Genomic DNA, 20086 nt, shown 5'->3' on the forward strand with positions numbered 1-20086 from the left:
ATTTGGAGCCTGGTAATGTCCTACTTTCACATAGCAAATGCTACACTATCATCGGCGCTGTTTCGTTTCACTACTGAGTTCGGCATGGGGTCAGGTGGGTCCAAAACGCTATTGTCACCAAGCAAATATGCTGTAAGTTCGATTTAATCGAGCTTACTAAAATTTGGAATTCTGATAATAAAAGTCTTCAAGTATCTACTTTAGTCTATTAACTTCTTGCTTAAACTATCACATAAAACGCGTTTGGCGTTGTATGGTTAAGCCTCACGGGTAATTAGTACAAGTTAGCTTAATGGCTCACACCACTTCCACATCTTGCCTATCAACGTTGTCGTCTTCAACGGCCCTTCAGAGACTTTAAAAGTCTAGTGAGAACTCATCTCGAGGCCTGCTTCGCGCTTAGATGCTTTCAGCGCTTATCAGTTCCGAACGTAGCTACCGGGCAATGCCATTGGCATGACAACCCGAACACCAGCGGTTCGTTCACTCCGGTCCTCTCGTACTAGGAGCAACCCCTCTCAATTCTCAAACGCCCACGGCAGATAGGGACCGAACTGTCTCACGACGTTCTAAACCCAGCTCGCGTACCACTTTAAATGGCGAACAGCCATACCCTTGGGACCGACTTCAGCCCCAGGATGTGATGAGCCGACATCGAGGTGCCAAACACCGCCGTCGATATGAACTCTTGGGCGGTATCAGCCTGTTATCCCCGGAGTACCTTTTATCCGTTGAGCGATGGCCCTTCCATTCAGAACCACCGGATCACTATGACCTACTTTCGTACCTGCTCGACGTGTCTGTCTCGCAGTTAAGCTGGCTTCTACCATTACACTAACCGTACGATGTCCGACCGTACTTAGCCAACCTTCGTGCTCCTCCGTTACTCTTTGGGAGGAGACCGCCCCAGTCAAACTACCCACCAGGCACTGTCCGTAACCCCGATTCAGGGGCCAACGTTAGAACATCAAAACTACAAGGGTGGTATTTCAAGGACGACTCCACAAAAACTAGCGTCTCTGCTTCTAAGTCTCCCACCTATCCTACACATGTAGGTTCAATGTTCAGTGCCAAGCTGTAGTAAAGGTTCACGGGGTCTTTCCGTCTAGCCGCGGGTACACAGCATCTTCACTGCGATTTCAATTTCACTGAGTCTCGGGTGGAGACAGCGTGGCCATGGTTACACCATTCGTGCAGGTCGGAACTTACCCGACAAGGAATTTCGCTACCTTAGGACCGTTATAGTTACGGCCGCCGTTTACCGGGGCTTCGATCAAGAGCTTCTCCGAAGATAACCCCATCAATTAACCTTCCGGCACCGGGCAGGTGTCACACCGTATACGTCATCTTGCGATTTTGCACAGTGCTGTGTTTTTAATAAACAGTCCCAGCCACCTGGTCACTGCGGCTCCCGTCCGCTTAGAGAGCAAGTCTCATCACAGATAGGAGCGTACCTTCTCCCGAAGTTACGGTACGATTTTGCCTAGTTCCTTCACCCGAGTTCTCTCAAGCGCCTTAGTATTCTCTACCTGACCACCTGTGTCGGTTTGGGGTACGATTCGGTATAATCTGAAGCTTAGAGGCTTTTCCTGGAAGTATGGCATCAGCAACTTCATCACCTTGGTGACTCGTCTCGTGTCTCAGCCTAACAGCAACCCGGATTTACCTAAGTCACTAGCCTACACACTTTCACATGGACTACCATCGCCATGCTTGCTTAGCCTGCTCCGTCCCCCCATCGCAATTATACCAAGTACGGAAATATTAATCCGTTTCCCATCGACTACGCCTTTCGGCCTCGCCTTAGGGGTCGACTTACCCTACCCTGATTAACATGGGATAGGAACCCTTGGTCTTCCGGCGTGCGGGTTTTTCACCCGCATTATCGTTACTCATGTCAGCATTCGCACTTCTGATACCTCCAGCATGCCTCCCGGCACACCTTCAACGGCTTACAGAACGCTCCCCTACCACTCAAAATAAATTTTGAATCCGCAGCTTCGGTGCATAGTTTAGCCCCGTTACATCTTCCGCGCAGACCGACTCGACCAGTGAGCTATTACGCTTTCTTTAAAGGATGGCTGCTTCTAAGCCAACCTCCTGGCTGTCTGGGCCTTTCCACATCGTTTCCCACTTAACTATGACTTTGGGACCTTAGCTGGCGGTCTGGGTTGTTTCCCTCTTCACGACGGACGTTAGCACCCGCCGTGTGTCTCCCGGATAGTACTTTACGGTATTCGGAGTTTGCAAAGGGTTGGTAAGTCGGGATGACCCCCTAGCCTTAACAGTGCTCTACCCCCGTAAGTATTCGTCCGAGGCTCTACCTAAATAGATTTCGGGGAGAACCAGCTATCTCCCGGTTTGATTAGCCTTTCACTCCTAACCACAGGTCATCCCCTAACTTTTCAACGTTAGTGGGTTCGGTCCTCCAGTTGATGTTACTCAACCTTCAACCTGCCCATGGCTAGATCACCGGGTTTCGGGTCTATACCTTGCAACTATTCGCCCAGTTAAGACTCGGTTTCCCTACGGCTACCCTAATCGGTTAACCTCGCTACAAAATATAAGTCGCTGACCCATTATACAAAAGGTACGCAGTCACCTAACAAGTAGGCTCCTACTGCTTGTACGTACACGGTTTCAGGTTCTATTTCACTCCCCTCACAGGGGTTCTTTTCGCCTTTCCCTCACGGTACTGGTTCACTATCGGTCAGTTGGGAGTATTTAGCCTTAGATGATGGTCCACCTATATTCAGTCAAAGTTTCACGTGCTCCGACCTACTCGATTTCACTTAGAATGCATTTTCATGTACGGGACTATCACCCTGTATCGTGGCACTTTCCAGAGCCTTCCATTAACACATAATAAGCTTAAGGGCTGTTCCGATTTCGCTCGCCGCTACTCTCGGAATCTCGGTTGATTTCTTTTCCTACGGGTACTTAGATGTTTCAGTTCTCCGCGTTCGCCTCGTTAACCTATGTATTCAGTTAACGATACCTGCAAGCAGGTGGGTTTCCCCATTCGGAAATCCTAGTCTCAAGTGCTTTTTACTAGCTTGACTAGGCTTATCGCAAGTTAATACGTCCTTCATCGCCTCCAACTGCCAAGGCATCCACCGTGTACGCTTAGTCACTTAACCATACAACCCAAACGGGTCTTGCTTGGTCTTTGTTACTTATGCTGCCTTGCTGTCAATTTTTGCTTGGTTACATAACACGTTATGCGCCCAGCGACAAAAATATCAGCGGCGTTGCCTAAGTATCAAATCCACGTCGCAATACTAAACAATAAAGTCTAGTCATACGTTAGTGACAGTTTAACTTCGCCAGAAGTTAATATTGAATACTAAAGTAGATACCAATTAATCCGAGGATTAAATTGGCACTGAATGATACTGCTATCATTCTTTTTTACTTTTGAAAACTCTGTACAAATAACAATGTTATTCATACGAATTTTATTATCAGCTTTTCCAAATTTTTAAAGAGCATATTAATTAACTAAGCCAGTGGCTTAACTAACTAACAATCATCTGTGTGAGCACTACGACCTACATGGATGTAGGAAGTGCATTAACATTGTCAGGAACAATGTATGCCGAACAAATCAGTTCTAAATCGTATAAGGAGGTGATCCAGCCCCAGGTTCCCCTAGGGCTACCTTGTTACGACTTCACCCCAGTCATGAATCACTCCGTGGTAAACGTCCTCCCGAGGGTTAGACTATCTACTTCTGGAGCAACCCACTCCCATGGTGTGACGGGCGGTGTGTACAAGGCCCGGGAACGTATTCACCGCGTCATTCTGATACGCGATTACTAGCGATTCCGACTTCATGGAGTCGAGTTGCAGACTCCAATCCGGACTACGACGCACTTTAAGTGATTCGCTTACCCTCGCGAGTTCGCAGCACTCTGTATGCGCCATTGTAGCACGTGTGTAGCCCTACACGTAAGGGCCATGATGACTTGACGTCGTCCCCACCTTCCTCCGGTTTATCACCGGCAGTCTCCTTAGAGTTCTCAGCATTACCTGCTAGCAACTAAGGATAGGGGTTGCGCTCGTTGCGGGACTTAACCCAACATCTCACAACACGAGCTGACGACAGCCATGCAGCACCTGTATCAGAGTTCCCGAAGGCACCAAACCATCTCTGGTAAGTTCTCTGTATGTCAAGTGTAGGTAAGGTTCTTCGCGTTGCATCGAATTAAACCACATGCTCCACCGCTTGTGCGGGCCCCCGTCAATTCATTTGAGTTTTAACCTTGCGGCCGTACTCCCCAGGCGGTCTACTTAATGCGTTAGCTTTGAAAAACAGAACCGAGGTTCCGAGCTTCTAGTAGACATCGTTTACGGCGTGGACTACCAGGGTATCTAATCCTGTTTGCTCCCCACGCTTTCGTACATGAGCGTCAGTGTTGACCCAGGTGGCTGCCTTCGCCATCGGTATTCCTTCAGATCTCTACGCATTTCACCGCTACACCTGAAATTCTACCACCCTCTATCACACTCTAGTTTGCCAGTTCGAAATGCAGTTCCCAGGTTGAGCCCGGGGCTTTCACATCTCGCTTAACAAACCGCCTGCGTACGCTTTACGCCCAGTAATTCCGATTAACGCTCGCACCCTCCGTATTACCGCGGCTGCTGGCACGGAGTTAGCCGGTGCTTCTTCTGTCAGTAACGTCACAGCTAGCAGGTATTAACTACTAACCTTTCCTCCTGACTGAAAGTGCTTTACAACCCGAAGGCCTTCTTCACACACGCGGCATGGCTGCATCAGGCTTGCGCCCATTGTGCAATATTCCCCACTGCTGCCTCCCGTAGGAGTCTGGGCCGTGTCTCAGTCCCAGTGTGGCTGATCATCCTCTCAAACCAGCTAGGGATCGTCGCCTTGGTGAGCCATTACCTCACCAACTAGCTAATCCCACTTGGGCCAATCTAAAGGCGAGAGCCGAAGCCCCCTTTGGTCCGTAGACATTATGCGGTATTAGCAGTCGTTTCCAACTGTTGTCCCCCACCTCAAGGCATGTTCCCAAGCATTACTCACCCGTCCGCCGCTCGTCATCTTCTAGCAAGCTAGAAATGTTACCGCTCGACTTGCATGTGTTAGGCCTGCCGCCAGCGTTCAATCTGAGCCATGATCAAACTCTTCAATTAAAAAGTTTTATGTCTTTCGACAGCTCAATGAATTCTGAATTTATTTAATATCTTTCGATATTGAATTGACTGTGCTGAATAATTACCAAAGTAACTATTCTGTTGGTCACTCAGTTTCTCTTTCGAGAAATCACATTGAGACTCTAAATTTGTTTGCCTCGTTACTTGCTCAATAAAGAACGAAGTAGCTTGGCTGTTAGAACTCAATCTGTACGAGTGCCCACACAGATGATTGCTTTATATTGTTAAAGAACGTTGCGATTAAAGCGTTTAACTTTATCTCGCTAGGGCTGCGCATATTACGCTTTCCTATTTTTTTGTCAACACTTAATTTTGTTAAACTTGAAAGTTTTTGAAACTAAGTTTTACTCGACTGACTGAGTAGCTCGTGCCTCGCTATGCGTTGGCGTTCCCCGTCTCAGTGGGGTCGCATTATAGGGAGATCCGAAAACAGATCAACCCTTTTTTGAAGAAAACTTGAAATAAATGACTGTTCGAACAAAATTACAACTAAACGCTTAAAAAGACAACTAAACTCAAGCATATTTAGCTTCAAATGAGGTTATAAGATATTTTTTAATGATAACGTGTTGATGCTGATGTTGAAATCGCTTGTAAATAGCATCCGATTTCTTGCTATAACTATTTTAGCTAGTAGAACACTAAGGGCATTTGGCAAAAAAACATAGATATATAGTTAAGGCTTTCTTTACTTATGTATTTACTGTTTCAACCTATGACGTTAATCACAACCTTAAGTTATATAATTAGCTTATTTTTACCAATTATAGATAAATAGCATATATAGGTTAGGGGTAACATGAAGAAAGTATTTAAATAAGCGAACTATATTTCTATTAGTAGCAAATAGACTGCCTTTATTGATATGAGGCTGTTGTTTATTATTGATAAAAAATTGGGGAGGACTTGTCGCGACCCTATTACCGTGTGATAAATTTTAGGTATTAAAAAGCCGAGCATAAGCTCGGCTTTTTGGTGTCTCTTTAAAGACTTACTCTGCAGACTGTGCGTCTTCTTGAACTTCTTCGCTCGCCGCTGGGCGACCAACTAGTTCAATATAAGCCATTGGTGCATTATCACCAGCACGGAAGCCACACTTAAGAATACGAGTGTAACCACCTGGACGGTCTGTATTACGAGGACCGATTTCGCTGAACAATTTACCAACTACTTCATTATCACGCGTGCGGGCAAATGCTAAACGGCGATTTGCTACGCTGTCAGTCTTAGCCAGTGTGATTAAAGGTTCAATTACACGGCGTAACTCTTTCGCTTTAGGCAAAGTAGTTTTGATGATTTCATGTTTCACCAAAGAACCTGCCATATTGCTGAACATCGCTTTACGATGGCTACTGTTACGGTTTAATTGACGACCACTCTTACGATGGCGCATGACCCTATCCTTCTAACTAAACTAATATAGTGATTTAGATTATTCAGCTAGGCTTGCAGGCGGCCAATTTTCTAGGCGCATACCTAGAGAAAGACCACGTGAAGCTAGCACGTCTTTTATTTCAGTTAGAGACTTCTTACCTAAATTAGGCGTTTTAAGAAGCTCAACTTCAGTGCGCTGAACTAAATCACCGATATATTGAATTTGCTCGGCTTTCAAACAGTTTGCTGAACGTACTGTTAGTTCAAGATCATCAACTGGACGAAGTAGAATAGGATCGAATTCTGGCTTCTCTTCTTTCTCTTCTGGCTCAGTTACATCGCGTAAATCTACGAATGCATCTAGTTGCTCAGCTAAGATAGTAGACGCACGGCGGATCGCTTCTTCAGGATCTAAAGTACCGTTTGTTTCCATATCAATGATTAACTTGTCTAAGTCTGTACGTTGCTCAACACGGGCTGATTCAACCGAGTACGCAATACGTTCAACTGGGCTGAATGATGCATCAAGCAGCAATCGACCAATTGGACGCTCATCGTCATCAGAGGATAAACGACTAGATGCCGGCACATAACCACGACCACGCTCAACACGAATACGCATGCTGATCTCGCTGTTATTTGTAGTTAAATTACAAATAACATGATCTGGGTTAGCAATTGTTACATCGCCATCGTGCTGAATATCTGCCGCAGTCACAGGGCCTACACCAGATTTAGTCAGGGTCAGAAAAACTTCATCTTTGCCTTCTAACGTTACCGCTAGACCTTTAAGGTTTAGTAGTATTTCAATGATGTCTTCTTGTACGCCTTCTTTCGCGCTGTACTCATGCAATACACCGTCGATTTCAACTTCAGTAACTGCACATCCAGGCATAGATGATAACAGTATACGGCGTAAGGCATTACCCAAAGTGTGACCAAAGCCACGCTCGAGTGGTTCTAAAACTACTTTAGAACGCGTTGGGTTTATAGCGTCGATATCGACTAACCTTGGTTTTAGAAATTCTGTAACAGAACCCTGCATTTTATCCTCTCTTAACTCTTAACTTTACTTAGAGTAAAGTTCGACGATTAGTTGTTCATTAATGTCCGCAGACAGATCTGAACGCTCAGGTAGGCGCTTGAAGCTACCTTCCAATTTCTTACCGTCAACTTCAACCCAAGTCGGCTTTTCACGTTGCTCAGCCAACTCTAGAGCAGCGATGATACGTGCTTGTGTCTTAGACTTTTCACGGATTACAACAGTATCTTCTGGAGTAATTACGTATGAAGGAATGTTCACAACACGACCATTAACTAGAATCGCTTTGTGGCTTACTAACTGACGTGCTTCAGCGCGTGTGCTAGCAAAACCCATGCGATATACAACATTGTCTAAACGTTGCTCTAAAAGCTGTAACAAGTTTTCACCTGTATTACCTTTAAGGCGAGCAGCTTCTTTGTAGTAGTTACGGAATTGCTTTTCTAATACACCGTAGATACGACGTACTTTCTGCTTTTCACGTAATTGTAAACCGTAATCAGATAAGCGTCCTTTACGAGCGCCGTGCTGACCAGGTGCAGTCTCAAGTTTACACTTAGAGTCGATAGCTCTTACGCCGCTCTTAAGGAACAGGTCAGTACCTTCACGACGACTCAGCTTGAGCTTAGGGCCCAAATATCTTGCCATGTTATTTCTCCTAACCTATTGTTAAACGCGACGTTTCTTCGGTGGACGACAACCATTGTGTGGTATTGGCGTCACGTCAGTAATGTTGGTGATACGGTAACCAGCAGCATTCAAAGCACGTACAGCAGATTCACGACCTGGACCTGGACCTTTGATGAAAACTTCTAGATTTTTTAAACCGTATTCTTGAGCAGCAGTACCTGCACGCTCTGCAGCAACCTGAGCAGCAAATGGAGTAGATTTACGTGAACCACGGAAACCTGAACCACCGGCAGTAGCCCATGATAGTGCATTACCTTGACGGTCGGTAATCGTTACAATAGTGTTGTTGAAAGACGCATGAACATGAGCCATACCATCAGCAACTTGCTTTTTAACCTTTTTACGACGAATTGGTGTCTTAGCCATTTTACTATCCCCTTATCGCTTAATAGGCTTACGAGGACCCTTACGGGTACGCGCGTTAGTCTTTGTTCTTTGACCACGAAGTGGTAAAGAGCGACGGTGACGTAGGCCACGGAAACAACCAAGGTCCATAAGGCGCTTGATATTCAAAGTAACTTCACGACGAAGGTCACCTTCTACAGTGTACTTGCCAACTGCTTCACGCAATACGTCAAGTGTTTCGTCTGAAAGTTCACCGATTTTTGTGGTCTCGGCGATACCAGTCGCTTCTAAGATAGCCTTAGAGCGAGTCTTACCTATGCCATAAATAGCTGTTAAACCAATAACTGCATGTTTATGATCAGGGACGTTAATGCCAGCGATACGGGCCACTAACACATCTCCTATATTTGAATTTGGTAATCATCTGTTTGAAAAGCCCGTAAGGATACTCAAACGAAGACCAAATCACAACTAAAAACACAGGCCGAGAAACCTCAGCCTGCACGACTGTTTACTTAGCCTTGCCTTTGCTTATGCTTAGGCTCACTGCAAATTACGCGTACTACACCAGCACGTTTAATAACTTTACAGTTACGGCATATTTTCTTAACGGAAGCACGTACTTTCATTGCTCAACTCCGTAAACTGACCTTATCGACCGTAGCCTTTAAGGTTCGCTTTTTTCAGCACAGAATCATACTGATGTGACATCAGATGCGTCTGTACTTGTGCCATAAAGTCCATGATTACTACAACGATAATCAAAATTGATGTACCGCCGAAATAGAATGGCGTTTGCCATGCCATAGTCATGAATTCGGGCACCAGACAGATAAAGGTTATATACAAAGCACCTGCCAATGTCAGGCGTGTCATCACTTTATCAATGTATTTAGATGTCTGCTCACCTGGACGAATACCTGGGATAAATGCGCCAGATTTTTTCAGGTTGTCTGCTGTTTCACGCGGGTTAAAAACCAACGCTGTGTAGAAAAAGCAGAAGAAGATGATAGCCGCAGCTAAAACCATTGCATACAAAGGCTGACCTGGAGTCAACGTTGTAGCAATTGCTTGTAGCACATCAGCAACCGGACCTTCACCCTGGCCGAACCAGCTTGCAATTGTACCAGGGAACAGAATTATACTGCTAGCGAAGATTGGTGGAATAACACCCGCCATATTTACTTTCAGAGGTAAATGCGTGCTTTGAGCAGCAAATACTTGACGACCTTGTTGACGTTTGGCGTAGTTAACAACGATACGTCGTTGACCACGTTCAAAGAATACAACAAGATAAGTAACAGCGAATACTATAACCGCAACCATCAACAGTACAAAAACATTCAAATCACCTTGGCGCGCCATTTCGGCTGTCGAACCAATAGCAGACGGCAGGTTAGCTACAATACCAACAAATATTAGAACTGAGATACCGTTACCGATACCACGTTCTGTTATCTGTTCGCCCAACCACATAAGGAACATAGTGCCGGTTACTAAACTCACCACAGCGGTGAAGTAGAATCCCATACCTGGGTTAACAACTAACCCGTTCATCATGCCCGGTAAGCTTGTAGCAATACCGATTGATTGGATAGTAGCAAGCACAAGCGTGCCGTAGCGTGTGTACTGGCTTATCTTTTTACGCCCTTGCTCACCTTCTTTCTTAAGCTCTATAAACGGCGGATACATATGCGTTAATAGTTGCGTAATAATCGAAGCCGAGATATACGGCATGATACCCAGTGCTAACACTGAAGCTCGCTCAAGCGCACCACCGCTAAACATGTTGAACATCTCAACAATGGTGCCCTTTTGTTGCTCGAAGAAATCGGCAAGTACAGCGGCGTCAATCCCAGGGATCGGCACAAATGAACCTAGACGGTAAATTATGATAGCACCCAATACGAAGAGTAATCGGCGCTTCAATTCCGAAAGTCCACCTTGTGCACTTTGTGTATCTTGACCTGGTTTAGCCATTAGTACTTCCTTAGTCTTCTACCTTGCCTCCGGCAGCTTCGATAGCTTCGCGTGCACCTTTAGTAGCCTTAAGGCCTTTAACGGTAACAGCGCGTGAAACTTCGCCAGATTTAACAACTTTAACGAACTGAACGTTCTTTTTAACTAGACCAGCTGCTTGTAACGCGCTTAGGTCTACCACATCGCCTTCAACTTTAGCGATTTCGTATAGGTTAATTTCTGCAGATACTAATGATTTGCGAGAAGTGAAACCGAACTTAGGTAGACGACGTTGCATAGGCATTTGACCGCCTTCGAAACCAACGCGTACTTTACCGCCAGAACGTGATTTTTGACCTTTGTGACCACGGCCACCAGTCTTACCAAGACCAGAACCTATACCACGACCAACACGTTTTGGAGCAGTTTTTGAACCTGCAGCAGGTGAAAGTGTATTCAAATGCATCGAATTACCCCTCTACCTTAACCATGTAATAAACCTGGTTAATCATACCACGCACACATGCTGTGTCTTCTAACTCAACAGTGTGATTGATACGACGTAAACCAAGACCGCGTAATGTAGCTTTATGCTTCGGTAAACGACCGATAGAGCTTTTTACTTGTGTTACTTTTACAGTTTTATTAGCCATGGTTTACCCCAAAATCTCATCTACTCGAAGACCACGTTTTGCAGCGATCGACTGAGGAGAATTCATGTTCTCAAGAGCTGAGATCGTTGCACGTACAACGTTGATCGGGTTAGTAGAACCGTAACATTTAGAAAGTACGTTCTGCACACCAGTCACTTCAAGTACTGCACGCATAGCACCACCTGCAATGATACCAGTACCTTCTGATGCTGGTTTCATAAACACTTGTGAGCCAGCATGACGTCCTTTAACAGGATGCTGTAATGTGTTGCCATTTAGGTCTACGTTGATCATGTTACGACGTGCTTTTTCCATTGCTTTTTGAATAGCAGCTGGAACTTCACGTGCTTTACCATAACCGAAACCTACTTTACCTGCGCCATCACCAACTACAGTTAGTGCAGTAAAGCTAAAGATACGACCACCTTTAACTACTTTAGACACACGGTTCACCGCGATTAGCTTTTCAGCTAAATCAGGCTGTTGTTGCTTTGCTTCTACGTTAGCCATTGTCTACTCCTAGAATTGCAAACCGGCTTCACGCGCAGCATCAGCTAGCGCCTTCACACGGCCGTGATATTTAAAGCCACTGCGATCAAAAGCAAGCTTTTCGATGCCTTTGTCAGCCGCACGTTCAGCAACCGCTTTACCAACTGCTTGTGCAGCTGCAATGTTGCCTGTGCCTTTAACTGTTTCGCTAATAGCCTTTTCAACAGTAGAAGCAGCAGCCAGTACATTACCCTCAGCGTTTACAACTTGAGCGTAAATGTGACGTGGCGTGCGGTGGATAACAAGACGCGTTGTGCCTTGTTCAATATAATTTCTACGAGTGCGTTTAGCACGACGTAGACGAGCTGTTTTTTTATCCATCGTCTTACCTTACTTCTTCTTAGCCTCTTTACGGCGTACATTCTCATCTGAATAACGAACACCTTTACCTTTATAAGGCTCAGGTTTACGGTATGCACGAATGTTAGCAGCTGTTTGACCAACTAACTGCTTATCTACGCCCTTAACTAGAACTTCTGTTTGGCTTGGAGTTTCAATCGTAATTCCTTCAGGAACTGCGAAATTAACTGGGTGCGAGAAACCAAGAGTTAAGTCTAAAACTTTGCCCTTAGCTGCAGCACGGTAACCAACACCTACTAACTGAAGTTTCTTCTCGTAACCTTCATGCGTACCAACAACCATGTTGTTGATTAGAGCGCGAGCAGTACCTGCTTGTGCCCATGCATTGGCTACGCCTTCACGAGGTAAAGTTGTAATAACGTTGTCGTTAACTTGTACTTCAACTGCATCGTTGATAGTACGAGTAAGTTCACCGTTTTTGCCTTTAACTGTGATTTCCTGGCCTTTTAATGTAACTTCTACACCGGCAGGAACGTTTATTGGTGCCTTTGCTATGCGAGACATAGTTCCCCTCCGATTAAGCTACAAAACCAATGATTTCACCACCAACGCCTGCACTACGTGCTGCGCGGTCTGTCATTAGGCCTTTAGAAGTTGATACGATAGCGATACCTAAACCACCCATTACCTTTGGTAATTCGTCACGTCTCTTATAGATACGTAGACCAGGGCGACTTACACGCTGGATATTTTCAATAACAGCTTTGCCTTCGAAGTACTTTAACTCGATAGAAAGCTCAGGTTTTACATCACCACTTACTGAGAAGTCTGCGATGTAACCTTCATTTTTTAATACATTAGCTACTGCTACTTTCAGTTTCGAATTAGGCATCGTTACAGATACTTTCTTCGCTGACTGACCGTTACGGATTCGTGTAAATAAATCCGCGATAGGATCTTGCAAGCTCATAGTCTTACTCCCATGATTCTATTACCAGCTAGCCTTTTTAAGGCCAGGAATTTCACCGCGCATAGCTGCTTCGCGAACTTTAATACGGCTCATGCCGAATTTGCGAAGGAAACCATGTGGGCGGCCCGTAATGTTACAACGATTACGTTGACGTGCAGGGCTAGAATCACGAGGTAAAGCTTGTAGCTTAAGTACCGCGTCCCAACGATCATCTTCAGATGTATTAACATCACTGATGATAGCTTTTAGTGCTGCACGCTTTTCAGCGTACTGAGCAACTAGTTTAGTGCGCTTTGCTTCGCGCGCTTTCATAGAATTCTTTGCCATAACCCTACCCTTATTTCTTGAATGGGAAGTTAAACGCTTCTAACAACGCACGGCCTTCCTCATCTGATTTCGCAGATGTAGTGATTGTGATATCCATACCGCGTACACGGTCTACTTTATCATAATCAATTTCTGGGAAGATGATTTGTTCACGTACGCCCATGCTGTAGTTACCGCGTCCATCAAAAGACTTAGCACTCACACCACGGAAGTCACGGATACGTGGGATAGCGATTGAAACCAAACGCTCAAAAAAGTCCCACATACGCTCGCCGCGTAAGGTTACTTTACAACCAATTGGGTAACCTTCACGCACTTTGAAGCCAGCAACAGATTTGCGTGCTTTAGTGATTAAAGGTTTCTGACCAGAGATAGCTTCTAGATCCGCAACAGCGTTATCTAAAATCTTCTTGTCAGCTAAGGCTTCGCCCACACCCATGTTTAATGTGATCTTTTCGATCTGAGGGACTTGCATGACAGAGCTGAAACCAAACTTCTCTTGAAGTTCAGCAACTACTTTGTCTTTATATACTTCATGCAGTTTCGCCATCATTCTACTCCAACTATTAGATAGTTTTACCAGTAGATTTAAAGATACGTAATTTCTTACCATCTTCAATCTTGAAACCTACACGATCTGCTTTGCTCGTTTCCGAGTTGTAGATCGCAACGTTTGATACGTCGATAGACGCTTCTTTCTCAACAATACCGCCAGCTTGGTTCAACTGTGGAACCGGCTTTTGGTGTTTCTTGATTAAGTTAATGCCTTCGACAAATACTCGACCAGACTCGGTTACAACTGAAAGCACTTTGCCGCGCTTACCTTTGTCTTTACCTGCTAGTACGATTACTTCGTCATCACGACGGATTTTTGCTGCCATGATAGACTCCTTACAGTACTTCTGGGGCTAGTGAAACGATTTTCATGAACTTTTCATTACGAAGTTCGCGAGTCACAGGGCCGAAAATACGAGTACCAATAGGCTGCAAGTTATCATTTAAGATAACAGCCGCATTGCTGTCGAAACGGATCAATGAACCGTCTGGACGACGAACGCCTTTTTTGGTACGCACAACTACCGCGTTTTTAACATCACCTTTCTTCACTTTACCGCGAGGAATCGCTTCTTTTACAGAAACTTTAATGATATCGCCAATCGCTGCATAGCGACGGTGTGAACCACCAAGGACTTTTATACACTGCACTTTGCGAGCGCCGCTGTTATCAGCAACTTCCAGCTGAGTTTGCATTTGGATCATGTTAATGACCTCCGGTGTAGTAATTACAACTTGTCTTAAATTTGTTTAAAATCAAGACATTTCGATTGAATTCCACTCAAAAAACATACTAGATGTCTCTTAAGGGCGGGCAATTGTATCAGCATTAAGGGGGGAGTGGTAGGTTATTTTTTAATTAATTTAATAGAGGGGCAGATTAAAACTGAGTAAAAACCGCTATGTAGCTATTTTACAAGTGGTTATAAAACAAACAAGGCGCAATTAGCGCCCTGTTTCTTTTTTCTGGAGTAAATGGTTTTAGCCAAATAGTCCTTTTAATTTATCTTTTACTTTGTCTTTGGCTTTCTCTTTTGCCTTTTCTTTGACGTCATCGAGTTTTTGTTTTGCTTTATCTTTAAGTGCATTGCTTACATCTAGCTTAAAGCCAACGTCATGGAATGGGCCTTTTATTCGCAGTGGGATTTTAAAGCCCGTGCTATCATCTGTTGTACCTTGCCCTTCAATTGAATCAACAATACCTGTTACTAACCGATAATCAACACTGGTTTTGGGTAAATCTACATCGCCCTCACCTGTAATACGAATAAGTGGGCTCACCAGAGATAGATCATTATTATGTCCCACGCCATTCGTAAAATTAAAGCTACCAGTGAGCGCAGAAAAGTCAGTTTGCTCTGATTCTTCAAAGCCCGTATCTAAGCCCTCGCTTACAGCGCCAAGATTACCGGAAATAAGCTCTTTGCCTTTACGAACCATTTCAGCGATGTTTGCGCCCTTGACTGCCCCATCAGCAAATTCAAAGCCAATCTTGCCGTTTAAAGCATCAATAAAGGTTTTTTGACTTTGGCCGGTCGTGGTTAAGTTCCAATTCAATGACCCTTTACCCATAAGTTTATCAAAGCCAGCCGCATCAGTGAGTAACGGTTGTGCGTCTATGTCGGCTAAATCAAAATTTGTGCTTATTTTATACGGCGTTTGCTGCGCATTTATATTAATGACCCCTTTACCGGTGCCCTCATAGGCTTTAAAGCTATCTAAGCTTAATTTAGCAACGCTGTTGTTTAAGTCGACTGTAAATTGATTCGCACCGAGCTTAATATCATTCGCTTTTAAACCGCTTGAACGAATAACTACGTTAGCATTAAGTGCATTTAAAGCGCTTAAATCAATTTTAGTATCGTCCCAAACAATCGGCTGTGCGGCTTTAGGTTCTTCGCTTTGCGGCGCTTGCTGCTTTGCTACTGACTCCGGTAAGTAGGGATTCAAATCAAGCATACCTAGGTCTATATCAGCATTAACCGCTAGTTTATTGCCTAAGTTTACTTCACTTTTTCCTTTAATCTCTAATTCATCTAGGGTAGCAATCAGCTCTTCTAAGTTAAACGTATCATCTATAAGGTGCATTTTACCGTTTACGCTAAACGCATTAAATGCATTTTCTTTGGCGTTTAAGTCTACTCCCTGCCAAGTTGCTAGCTCTTTAACAGAATCACCACTGAGCGCTAACTCACCTTTTATATCTTTTCCTTGTTGCGCAATACTGCCGTTAAAAGTAAGGTCGACCAAGCGAGAGTCTACGCTTTGAGTAACCTCAAACATCGCCCCTTCAATAGCCTTTGCTGGCGTATCAAGTTTTACATCTAGCTCAAAGCGCTCTTGCATATATGTAATGCCGCCTTTGATCTCTAGTGTTTTACGTAGTGAAGGAAGTAAAATAGCCAATTCCAAGTCACTAATTTGTTGTTTAGCGCCTGTTTGCCCATCTAGGTAAGTAAACGTACCACCGTAAATAGCCACTTCACCTAACTCTATATCAAAGTTTTCTGGTAGTTTGACAGCCTCACCTGATTGAGTTTGCACTTGCGGCTGTTCGGCTACAGCATCAAACAGCTGCCAGTTAGCTTTACCGTTCTTATCAGTTTCTAATAAAATATTGGGCTCGTTAATAACAAACTTATCTAGTTTGAATTCGCCGCCAAATAACGATAGCCAGGGTATATGCACAGCTAATTGCTCCATACTTGCCATGTCGTCGCGCGAGCCTGTCTGCATGTTTGCAAAGTGCACATCGTTAAGCTCTAACTTTAATGCAGGAAATACACTAAGCGTTTTATCACCTTTAATAGTAAGTGTGCGCCCTGTTGTTTTTTCAACCTGCTCAGACACTTTATTAAAAATGGTATCGGTAGGAATTAAAAATGGTGCAGCAACAATTAACGCAATACAAAGTAAGAGTATTACACCAACAATTTTAAATAAGGTCTTCATGATCATCCTTTCAAACGTGCAAATAATGTTCTTATCATAGCGGGAGTTAACACTAAAAGCATTGCCCAATAACTAAAAAGCTACTTTTCTACATTCTAACGTGGGTATATGAATTGTAACTGAAACATTTTGATACCCTTAGGTTACAAAATATAAATTAACACTTTCACAGGATGGACTTTATGAAACAACAAGATATTAAAACTGAAGAAAAATTTATGAGTCACAACGCATGGTTTTCGATATTTATGGGTATTACGTTACTAATAATCAGTGGCTACCCCATTATCGGAAACACGTCAGCGCCGTTGCTGATTTTAGGAAGCACCGCATTTCTTGGCTCTTTCCTTATGTTTGTAATTAGAGGTGGCTTTACATGGAGAATGAAATACCACCTTACTTATAAAGATGAATACTTAAAGACTATAGATACAATTGCTTATAAACATGTTGTATTAGCATTGTTATTTAGTATGGGCACGGTTTATTTATTCTCTGAAGGCCTAACTTTACATATATCTCATAGCATGATGGCTACTTTTTACCTTGCTATTATGTGTTTAGTGTACGGAATTTCTACTTTTTGGCAAAGTCGTGACTAGGAGTCAAAGTGCAAAATAACATAGCAAAATTTCGTAAAGAGGCAGGGCTTTCACAGCAAGAGCTCGCTGACGCTATTAATGTATCACGCAAAACAATAAGCACTGTAGAAACAAACCGATTTACGCCATCGGTAATAATTGCGCTTAAAATAGCGAGGCACTTTAATACTTCTGTTGAAAGCTTGTTTACGCTGCAAGAGCATGATTAAACCTCGGCAATCATGGTACTTATATTAAGCATCATGATTGCATCCCTTGAATTGTTAGGTATTATGCACGGCCCTGTTGCTATTGGCGTATTTGCGCTAAAATAAAGCAGCTAAAAAATGTATCTACTCGGAGACTCTACAAGGCATGAAAAAACTGCTAATTTCACCGTCAAAAATGGCGCTAGGCGAACAAGAAAGTCAAATTTACCAAAACATCTTGAAGCAAGCTTCAGAACTAAGCCTAAACCTAATGGCCGTGAAAGTAGAAAACCACCCAGAGGATTTTTTAGGCTGGTGTTATGAGCTACTAAGTGCAAGTAAAGACCGCATAAATTACGACTTACTAGAGCCACAACAACTGCCAGTTTTAAAAAAGCTGCACGACCAGCTAACCTCAGCAATTAGCTTTTTACAGCTAAAAACATTACGGGTAGCACCTTGGCCGGTAGTGAGTATGTTTGTAGAACAACATAAAGAACTGGTGGCACTTGATGAGCAATTACGTTTAACTGCTTATATCTCAGGCCTACGTGAACAACCATTAAAAGACATGATCCCTGAAGACTTACTCGCTTTTAGCGGTAAGCACATGGCGTCACTCGACCCGAGTACTTATAATTTTGATGTAGAATGGTTTGCCTCTACAAAAAGTGCTAAAGGCTTTCACCAGATGTTGGCTGACTTGCCAGGTGCATTTGACGATGCCCTGAGCAATATCCCACTTGAGGGTGATGTAGCGCAAAGTAATTACCAACAATTTGTAATTGCTTACTTGAGTGCATTTAATGGCAGTGATGAGAAACCAACACTAGCGCCTGCAACCCGTTTATTAGCAATGCGTCGCCCTGATGTGTTTACTCCAATTAGTAACAGTCGCTTAGATGCACTTTGCTCCGCACTTGGTATCACCAAATTAAATAACCGTGACTTTGAGCGTTACTGGCAAGATGTAGTACAAAGCATTCACGCTATGTCATGGTTTAAAATGGCCAATGCTGGTAATGAACTAGAAACACAGTTGGTGGACATTAAAGCGCTTATACCTTGCTTTTTTTATTATGCAGATACTAATACTGCAGATAACTCTAACTACATTAAGCTACTTAATAAACCTACACGTAGCACTTCTAGCAGCAGTAAAGCGCCACGCCGCGGCAAAGAATCGGCTGAAATATTAGTGGACCGCGCACTTGCTGCTGATGACATCCCAGAGCATATTCGTGCTAAGCGTGATTCTATTATTAGCGAAGTACAAAAAGGCCGTGGTGTAAACGAAACAATTACACTTATGCGTACCATTTTTGGATAAAACGTATATCAAACGCAATTAGCTTTAATAAACTAGCTTAACGTTAGGGTCTGTAGACCTTTCAAGGTTAAATTTTCAAAGGCCAATAGATCCTAATATAGATAGCCTGGTAGCGCTCTAATGGTGCAGCCAGGCTTTTTTTTGCACCAGCAGTGTGTTCTTTCCTTACATACTTTTCACAAAGCGTCTTTGCGCATAATTTCAACACCTTGTTTTATAATATAAAATTTATTTTTTATTGAATAAATGGAAGCTGGCACATACAGTGCAATTCCCCCCTGCAGTAACGTAATAATACGCCGCCGTTCAAAAGGTTGTAGTCGTTTATAATAAAAAACCTTGGCGTGCAAAATCATACAATGGGAAATGAAACATGCTAAAACTACAAAAAACAATACTCATCAGTGCATTGGCATTAACAGGAATGACATCAACTACTGCATTTGCCGAAGTAACAGCCAATGCAGCCGCTACTTCTAACTACCTATGGCGCGGACAAGAGCAAACTGGGGGCGATGCAGCTGTATCTGGCGGTATTGATTACGCTAATGAATCTGGATTTTATGCGGGTACGTGGGCGTCAAATGCGTCTTGGGCCGATGAAATGACCTACGAACTAGATTTATACGCCGGTTTTGGCGGCGCTATTAATGAAAACGTAAGTTATGACGTAGGTTATATTTATTACGCTTACCCAGATTCGGCATCAGGTGCCGATGCTGACTTCTCAGAAGTTTACGGTAGCATTAGTGTGCAAGGTTTTACATTTGGTGCGGCCGTACTTGCAACATCTGCTGCCAGTGGTGATGGTACTGATTTTGGTGATTCACTGTATTTAAACGCCGATTACAGCTTCGCTGTTGGTAGCAATGGCACTGAAATGGCGCTACACATAGGGCATTACTCAGGCGATTTCATCGGTGATGACAATATCATTGATTATGGCGTATCAGTTTCTAAGGATGGTTTTACCTTTGGCCTATCTGATAACGACATGGACGGCTCAGATGTTAAAGCTTATGTAGCCTACGCTGTCGACTTTAGCTTATAAAAAGAATGTGTTACTTGCTGC

At 43.7% G+C, this 20086-nt stretch carries 22 protein-coding genes and 3 rRNA genes; 4 read left to right on the forward strand and 21 right to left on the reverse strand.

What is annotated here, in order from left to right; genetic code table 11:
• Positions 1 to 7: 7 nt before the first annotated feature.
• From rrf to BG00_RS03105, 21 genes are all read right to left on the reverse strand, one after another.
• Positions 8 to 122: ribosomal RNA gene (gene rrf / locus BG00_RS03010) — 5S ribosomal RNA — on the reverse strand.
• Between the two features lie 131 nt (positions 123 to 253).
• Positions 254 to 3140 (reverse strand): 23S ribosomal RNA (locus BG00_RS03015).
• A gap of 483 nt (positions 3141 to 3623) precedes the next feature.
• Positions 3624 to 5157: ribosomal RNA gene (locus tag BG00_RS03020) — 16S ribosomal RNA — on the reverse strand.
• Together the 16S, 23S and 5S rRNA genes form the textbook arrangement of a ribosomal RNA operon.
• 1012 nt (positions 5158 to 6169) lie before the next feature.
• Positions 6170 to 6571: a 50S ribosomal protein L17 gene (gene rplQ / locus BG00_RS03025; protein WP_013466072.1), complete on the reverse strand. Its 402-nt coding sequence runs from the start codon at positions 6569 to 6571 to the stop codon at positions 6170 to 6172.
• Between the two features lie 39 nt (positions 6572 to 6610).
• Positions 6611 to 7597, reverse strand: a complete 987-nt coding sequence (locus BG00_RS03030; protein ID WP_008115371.1) for a DNA-directed RNA polymerase subunit alpha — start codon at positions 7595 to 7597, stop codon at positions 6611 to 6613.
• Positions 7598 to 7621: 24 nt separating this feature from the next.
• A complete protein-coding gene (rpsD, locus tag BG00_RS03035; protein WP_002959461.1) occupies positions 7622 to 8242 on the reverse strand; it encodes a 30S ribosomal protein S4 in 621 nt (206 codons plus the stop codon).
• Positions 8243 to 8263: 21 nt separating this feature from the next.
• Positions 8264 to 8650, reverse strand: a complete 387-nt coding sequence (gene rpsK, locus BG00_RS03040; RefSeq protein WP_002959471.1) for a 30S ribosomal protein S11 — start codon at positions 8648 to 8650, stop codon at positions 8264 to 8266.
• A gap of 12 nt (positions 8651 to 8662) precedes the next feature.
• Positions 8663 to 9019: a 30S ribosomal protein S13 gene (gene rpsM / locus BG00_RS03045; protein ID WP_008115377.1), complete on the reverse strand. Its 357-nt coding sequence runs from the start codon at positions 9017 to 9019 to the stop codon at positions 8663 to 8665.
• A gap of 125 nt (positions 9020 to 9144) precedes the next feature.
• Complete coding sequence (gene rpmJ, locus BG00_RS17265) at positions 9145 to 9258, reverse strand: 50S ribosomal protein L36 (protein ID WP_002959476.1); 114 nt, start codon at positions 9256 to 9258, stop codon at positions 9145 to 9147.
• A 22-nt stretch (positions 9259 to 9280) separates the two neighbouring features.
• On the reverse strand, positions 9281 to 10609 hold the full coding sequence (gene secY / locus BG00_RS03050) for a preprotein translocase subunit SecY (RefSeq protein ID WP_008115380.1): 1329 nt from the start codon (positions 10607 to 10609) through the stop codon (positions 9281 to 9283).
• A gap of 10 nt (positions 10610 to 10619) precedes the next feature.
• A complete protein-coding gene (rplO, locus tag BG00_RS03055) occupies positions 10620 to 11054 on the reverse strand; it encodes a 50S ribosomal protein L15 (RefSeq protein ID WP_013466073.1) in 435 nt (144 codons plus the stop codon).
• Positions 11055 to 11058: 4 nt separating this feature from the next.
• The gene (gene rpmD / locus BG00_RS03060) at positions 11059 to 11241 is read right to left on the reverse strand and encodes a 50S ribosomal protein L30 (RefSeq protein WP_008115384.1); all 183 of its coding nucleotides are present in this window, start codon (positions 11239 to 11241) and stop codon (positions 11059 to 11061) included.
• A gap of 3 nt (positions 11242 to 11244) precedes the next feature.
• Positions 11245 to 11751 carry a 30S ribosomal protein S5 gene (gene rpsE / locus BG00_RS03065; protein WP_008115387.1) on the reverse strand — a complete coding sequence of 169 codons (507 nt, stop codon included), beginning with the start codon at positions 11749 to 11751 and terminating at the stop codon, positions 11245 to 11247.
• Between the two features lie 9 nt (positions 11752 to 11760).
• Complete coding sequence (rplR, locus tag BG00_RS03070; protein WP_036980454.1) at positions 11761 to 12111, reverse strand: 50S ribosomal protein L18; 351 nt, start codon at positions 12109 to 12111, stop codon at positions 11761 to 11763.
• A gap of 9 nt (positions 12112 to 12120) precedes the next feature.
• On the reverse strand, positions 12121 to 12654 hold the full coding sequence (gene rplF / locus BG00_RS03075; RefSeq protein ID WP_006794247.1) for a 50S ribosomal protein L6: 534 nt from the start codon (positions 12652 to 12654) through the stop codon (positions 12121 to 12123).
• Between the two features lie 13 nt (positions 12655 to 12667).
• Positions 12668 to 13060 carry a 30S ribosomal protein S8 gene (rpsH, locus tag BG00_RS03080; RefSeq protein ID WP_016899320.1) on the reverse strand — a complete coding sequence of 131 codons (393 nt, stop codon included), beginning with the start codon at positions 13058 to 13060 and terminating at the stop codon, positions 12668 to 12670.
• 21 nt (positions 13061 to 13081) lie between these two features.
• The gene (gene rpsN, locus BG00_RS03085) at positions 13082 to 13387 is read right to left on the reverse strand and encodes a 30S ribosomal protein S14 (RefSeq protein WP_006794245.1); all 306 of its coding nucleotides are present in this window, start codon (positions 13385 to 13387) and stop codon (positions 13082 to 13084) included.
• Between the two features lie 10 nt (positions 13388 to 13397).
• On the reverse strand, positions 13398 to 13937 hold the full coding sequence (gene rplE / locus BG00_RS03090; protein ID WP_010392500.1) for a 50S ribosomal protein L5: 540 nt from the start codon (positions 13935 to 13937) through the stop codon (positions 13398 to 13400).
• 16 nt (positions 13938 to 13953) lie between these two features.
• Complete coding sequence (gene rplX / locus BG00_RS03095; RefSeq protein ID WP_004589210.1) at positions 13954 to 14268, reverse strand: 50S ribosomal protein L24; 315 nt, start codon at positions 14266 to 14268, stop codon at positions 13954 to 13956.
• 10 nt (positions 14269 to 14278) lie between these two features.
• A complete protein-coding gene (gene rplN, locus BG00_RS03100) occupies positions 14279 to 14647 on the reverse strand; it encodes a 50S ribosomal protein L14 (RefSeq protein ID WP_008115397.1) in 369 nt (122 codons plus the stop codon).
• A gap of 276 nt (positions 14648 to 14923) precedes the next feature.
• Complete coding sequence (locus BG00_RS03105; RefSeq protein WP_036980456.1) at positions 14924 to 16894, reverse strand: AsmA family protein; 1971 nt, start codon at positions 16892 to 16894, stop codon at positions 14924 to 14926.
• Between the two features lie 182 nt (positions 16895 to 17076).
• Here BG00_RS03105 and BG00_RS03110 point away from each other — a divergent pair, with 182 nt between their 5' ends.
• The 4 genes from BG00_RS03110 to BG00_RS03130 all read left to right on the forward strand — a co-directional run bounded on the left by BG00_RS03110 (position 17077) and on the right by BG00_RS03130 (position 20065).
• Positions 17077 to 17496: a hypothetical protein gene (locus tag BG00_RS03110; protein WP_036980458.1), complete on the forward strand. Its 420-nt coding sequence runs from the start codon at positions 17077 to 17079 to the stop codon at positions 17494 to 17496.
• Between the two features lie 8 nt (positions 17497 to 17504).
• A complete protein-coding gene (locus BG00_RS03115) occupies positions 17505 to 17705 on the forward strand; it encodes a helix-turn-helix transcriptional regulator (protein WP_036980460.1) in 201 nt (66 codons plus the stop codon).
• 145 nt (positions 17706 to 17850) lie between these two features.
• A complete protein-coding gene (locus BG00_RS03120) occupies positions 17851 to 19014 on the forward strand; it encodes a hypothetical protein (protein WP_036980462.1) in 1164 nt (387 codons plus the stop codon).
• 373 nt (positions 19015 to 19387) lie between these two features.
• Complete coding sequence (locus tag BG00_RS03130; protein ID WP_036980467.1) at positions 19388 to 20065, forward strand: TorF family putative porin; 678 nt, start codon at positions 19388 to 19390, stop codon at positions 20063 to 20065.
• Positions 20066 to 20086 lie beyond the last annotated feature (21 nt).

It is taken from the genome of Pseudoalteromonas sp. SCSIO_11900 (assembly GCF_000576475.1).
In the GTDB taxonomy this organism is placed as follows: domain Bacteria; phylum Pseudomonadota; class Gammaproteobacteria; order Enterobacterales; family Alteromonadaceae; genus Pseudoalteromonas; species Pseudoalteromonas tetraodonis.

What these genes read in the sequence shown, in the direction of transcription:
- rplQ (WP_013466072.1), bottom strand. Translation starts at nt 6,571, where the DNA reads ATGCGCCATCGTAAGAGTGGTCGTCAATTAAACCGTAACAGTAGCCAT.
- BG00_RS03030 (WP_008115371.1), bottom strand. Translation starts at nt 7,597, where the DNA reads ATGCAGGGTTCTGTTACAGAATTTCTAAAACCAAGGTTAGTCGATATC.
- rpsD (WP_002959461.1), bottom strand. Translation starts at nt 8,242, where the DNA reads ATGGCAAGATATTTGGGCCCTAAGCTCAAGCTGAGTCGTCGTGAAGGT.
- rpsK (WP_002959471.1), bottom strand. Translation starts at nt 8,650, where the DNA reads ATGGCTAAGACACCAATTCGTCGTAAAAAGGTTAAAAAGCAAGTTGCT.
- rpmJ (WP_002959476.1), bottom strand. Translation starts at nt 9,258, where the DNA reads ATGAAAGTACGTGCTTCCGTTAAGAAAATATGCCGTAACTGTAAAGTT.
- secY (WP_008115380.1), bottom strand. Translation starts at nt 10,609, where the DNA reads ATGGCTAAACCAGGTCAAGATACACAAAGTGCACAAGGTGGACTTTCG.
- rplO (WP_013466073.1), bottom strand. Translation starts at nt 11,054, where the DNA reads ATGCATTTGAATACACTTTCACCTGCTGCAGGTTCAAAAACTGCTCCA.
- rpmD (WP_008115384.1), bottom strand. Translation starts at nt 11,241, where the DNA reads ATGGCTAATAAAACTGTAAAAGTAACACAAGTAAAAAGCTCTATCGGT.
- rpsE (WP_008115387.1), bottom strand. Translation starts at nt 11,751, where the DNA reads ATGGCTAACGTAGAAGCAAAGCAACAACAGCCTGATTTAGCTGAAAAG.
- rplR (WP_036980454.1), bottom strand. Translation starts at nt 12,111, where the DNA reads ATGGATAAAAAAACAGCTCGTCTACGTCGTGCTAAACGCACTCGTAGA.
- rplF (WP_006794247.1), bottom strand. Translation starts at nt 12,654, where the DNA reads ATGTCTCGCATAGCAAAGGCACCAATAAACGTTCCTGCCGGTGTAGAA.
- rpsH (WP_016899320.1), bottom strand. Translation starts at nt 13,060, where the DNA reads ATGAGCTTGCAAGATCCTATCGCGGATTTATTTACACGAATCCGTAAC.
- rpsN (WP_006794245.1), bottom strand. Translation starts at nt 13,387, where the DNA reads ATGGCAAAGAATTCTATGAAAGCGCGCGAAGCAAAGCGCACTAAACTA.
- rplE (WP_010392500.1), bottom strand. Translation starts at nt 13,937, where the DNA reads ATGGCGAAACTGCATGAAGTATATAAAGACAAAGTAGTTGCTGAACTT.
- rplX (WP_004589210.1), bottom strand. Translation starts at nt 14,268, where the DNA reads ATGGCAGCAAAAATCCGTCGTGATGACGAAGTAATCGTACTAGCAGGT.
- rplN (WP_008115397.1), bottom strand. Translation starts at nt 14,647, where the DNA reads ATGATCCAAATGCAAACTCAGCTGGAAGTTGCTGATAACAGCGGCGCT.
- BG00_RS03105 (WP_036980456.1), bottom strand. Translation starts at nt 16,894, where the DNA reads ATGAAGACCTTATTTAAAATTGTTGGTGTAATACTCTTACTTTGTATT.
- BG00_RS03110 (WP_036980458.1), top strand. Translation starts at nt 17,077, where the DNA reads ATGAAACAACAAGATATTAAAACTGAAGAAAAATTTATGAGTCACAAC.
- BG00_RS03120 (WP_036980462.1), top strand. Translation starts at nt 17,851, where the DNA reads ATGAAAAAACTGCTAATTTCACCGTCAAAAATGGCGCTAGGCGAACAA.
- BG00_RS03130 (WP_036980467.1), top strand. Translation starts at nt 19,388, where the DNA reads ATGCTAAAACTACAAAAAACAATACTCATCAGTGCATTGGCATTAACA.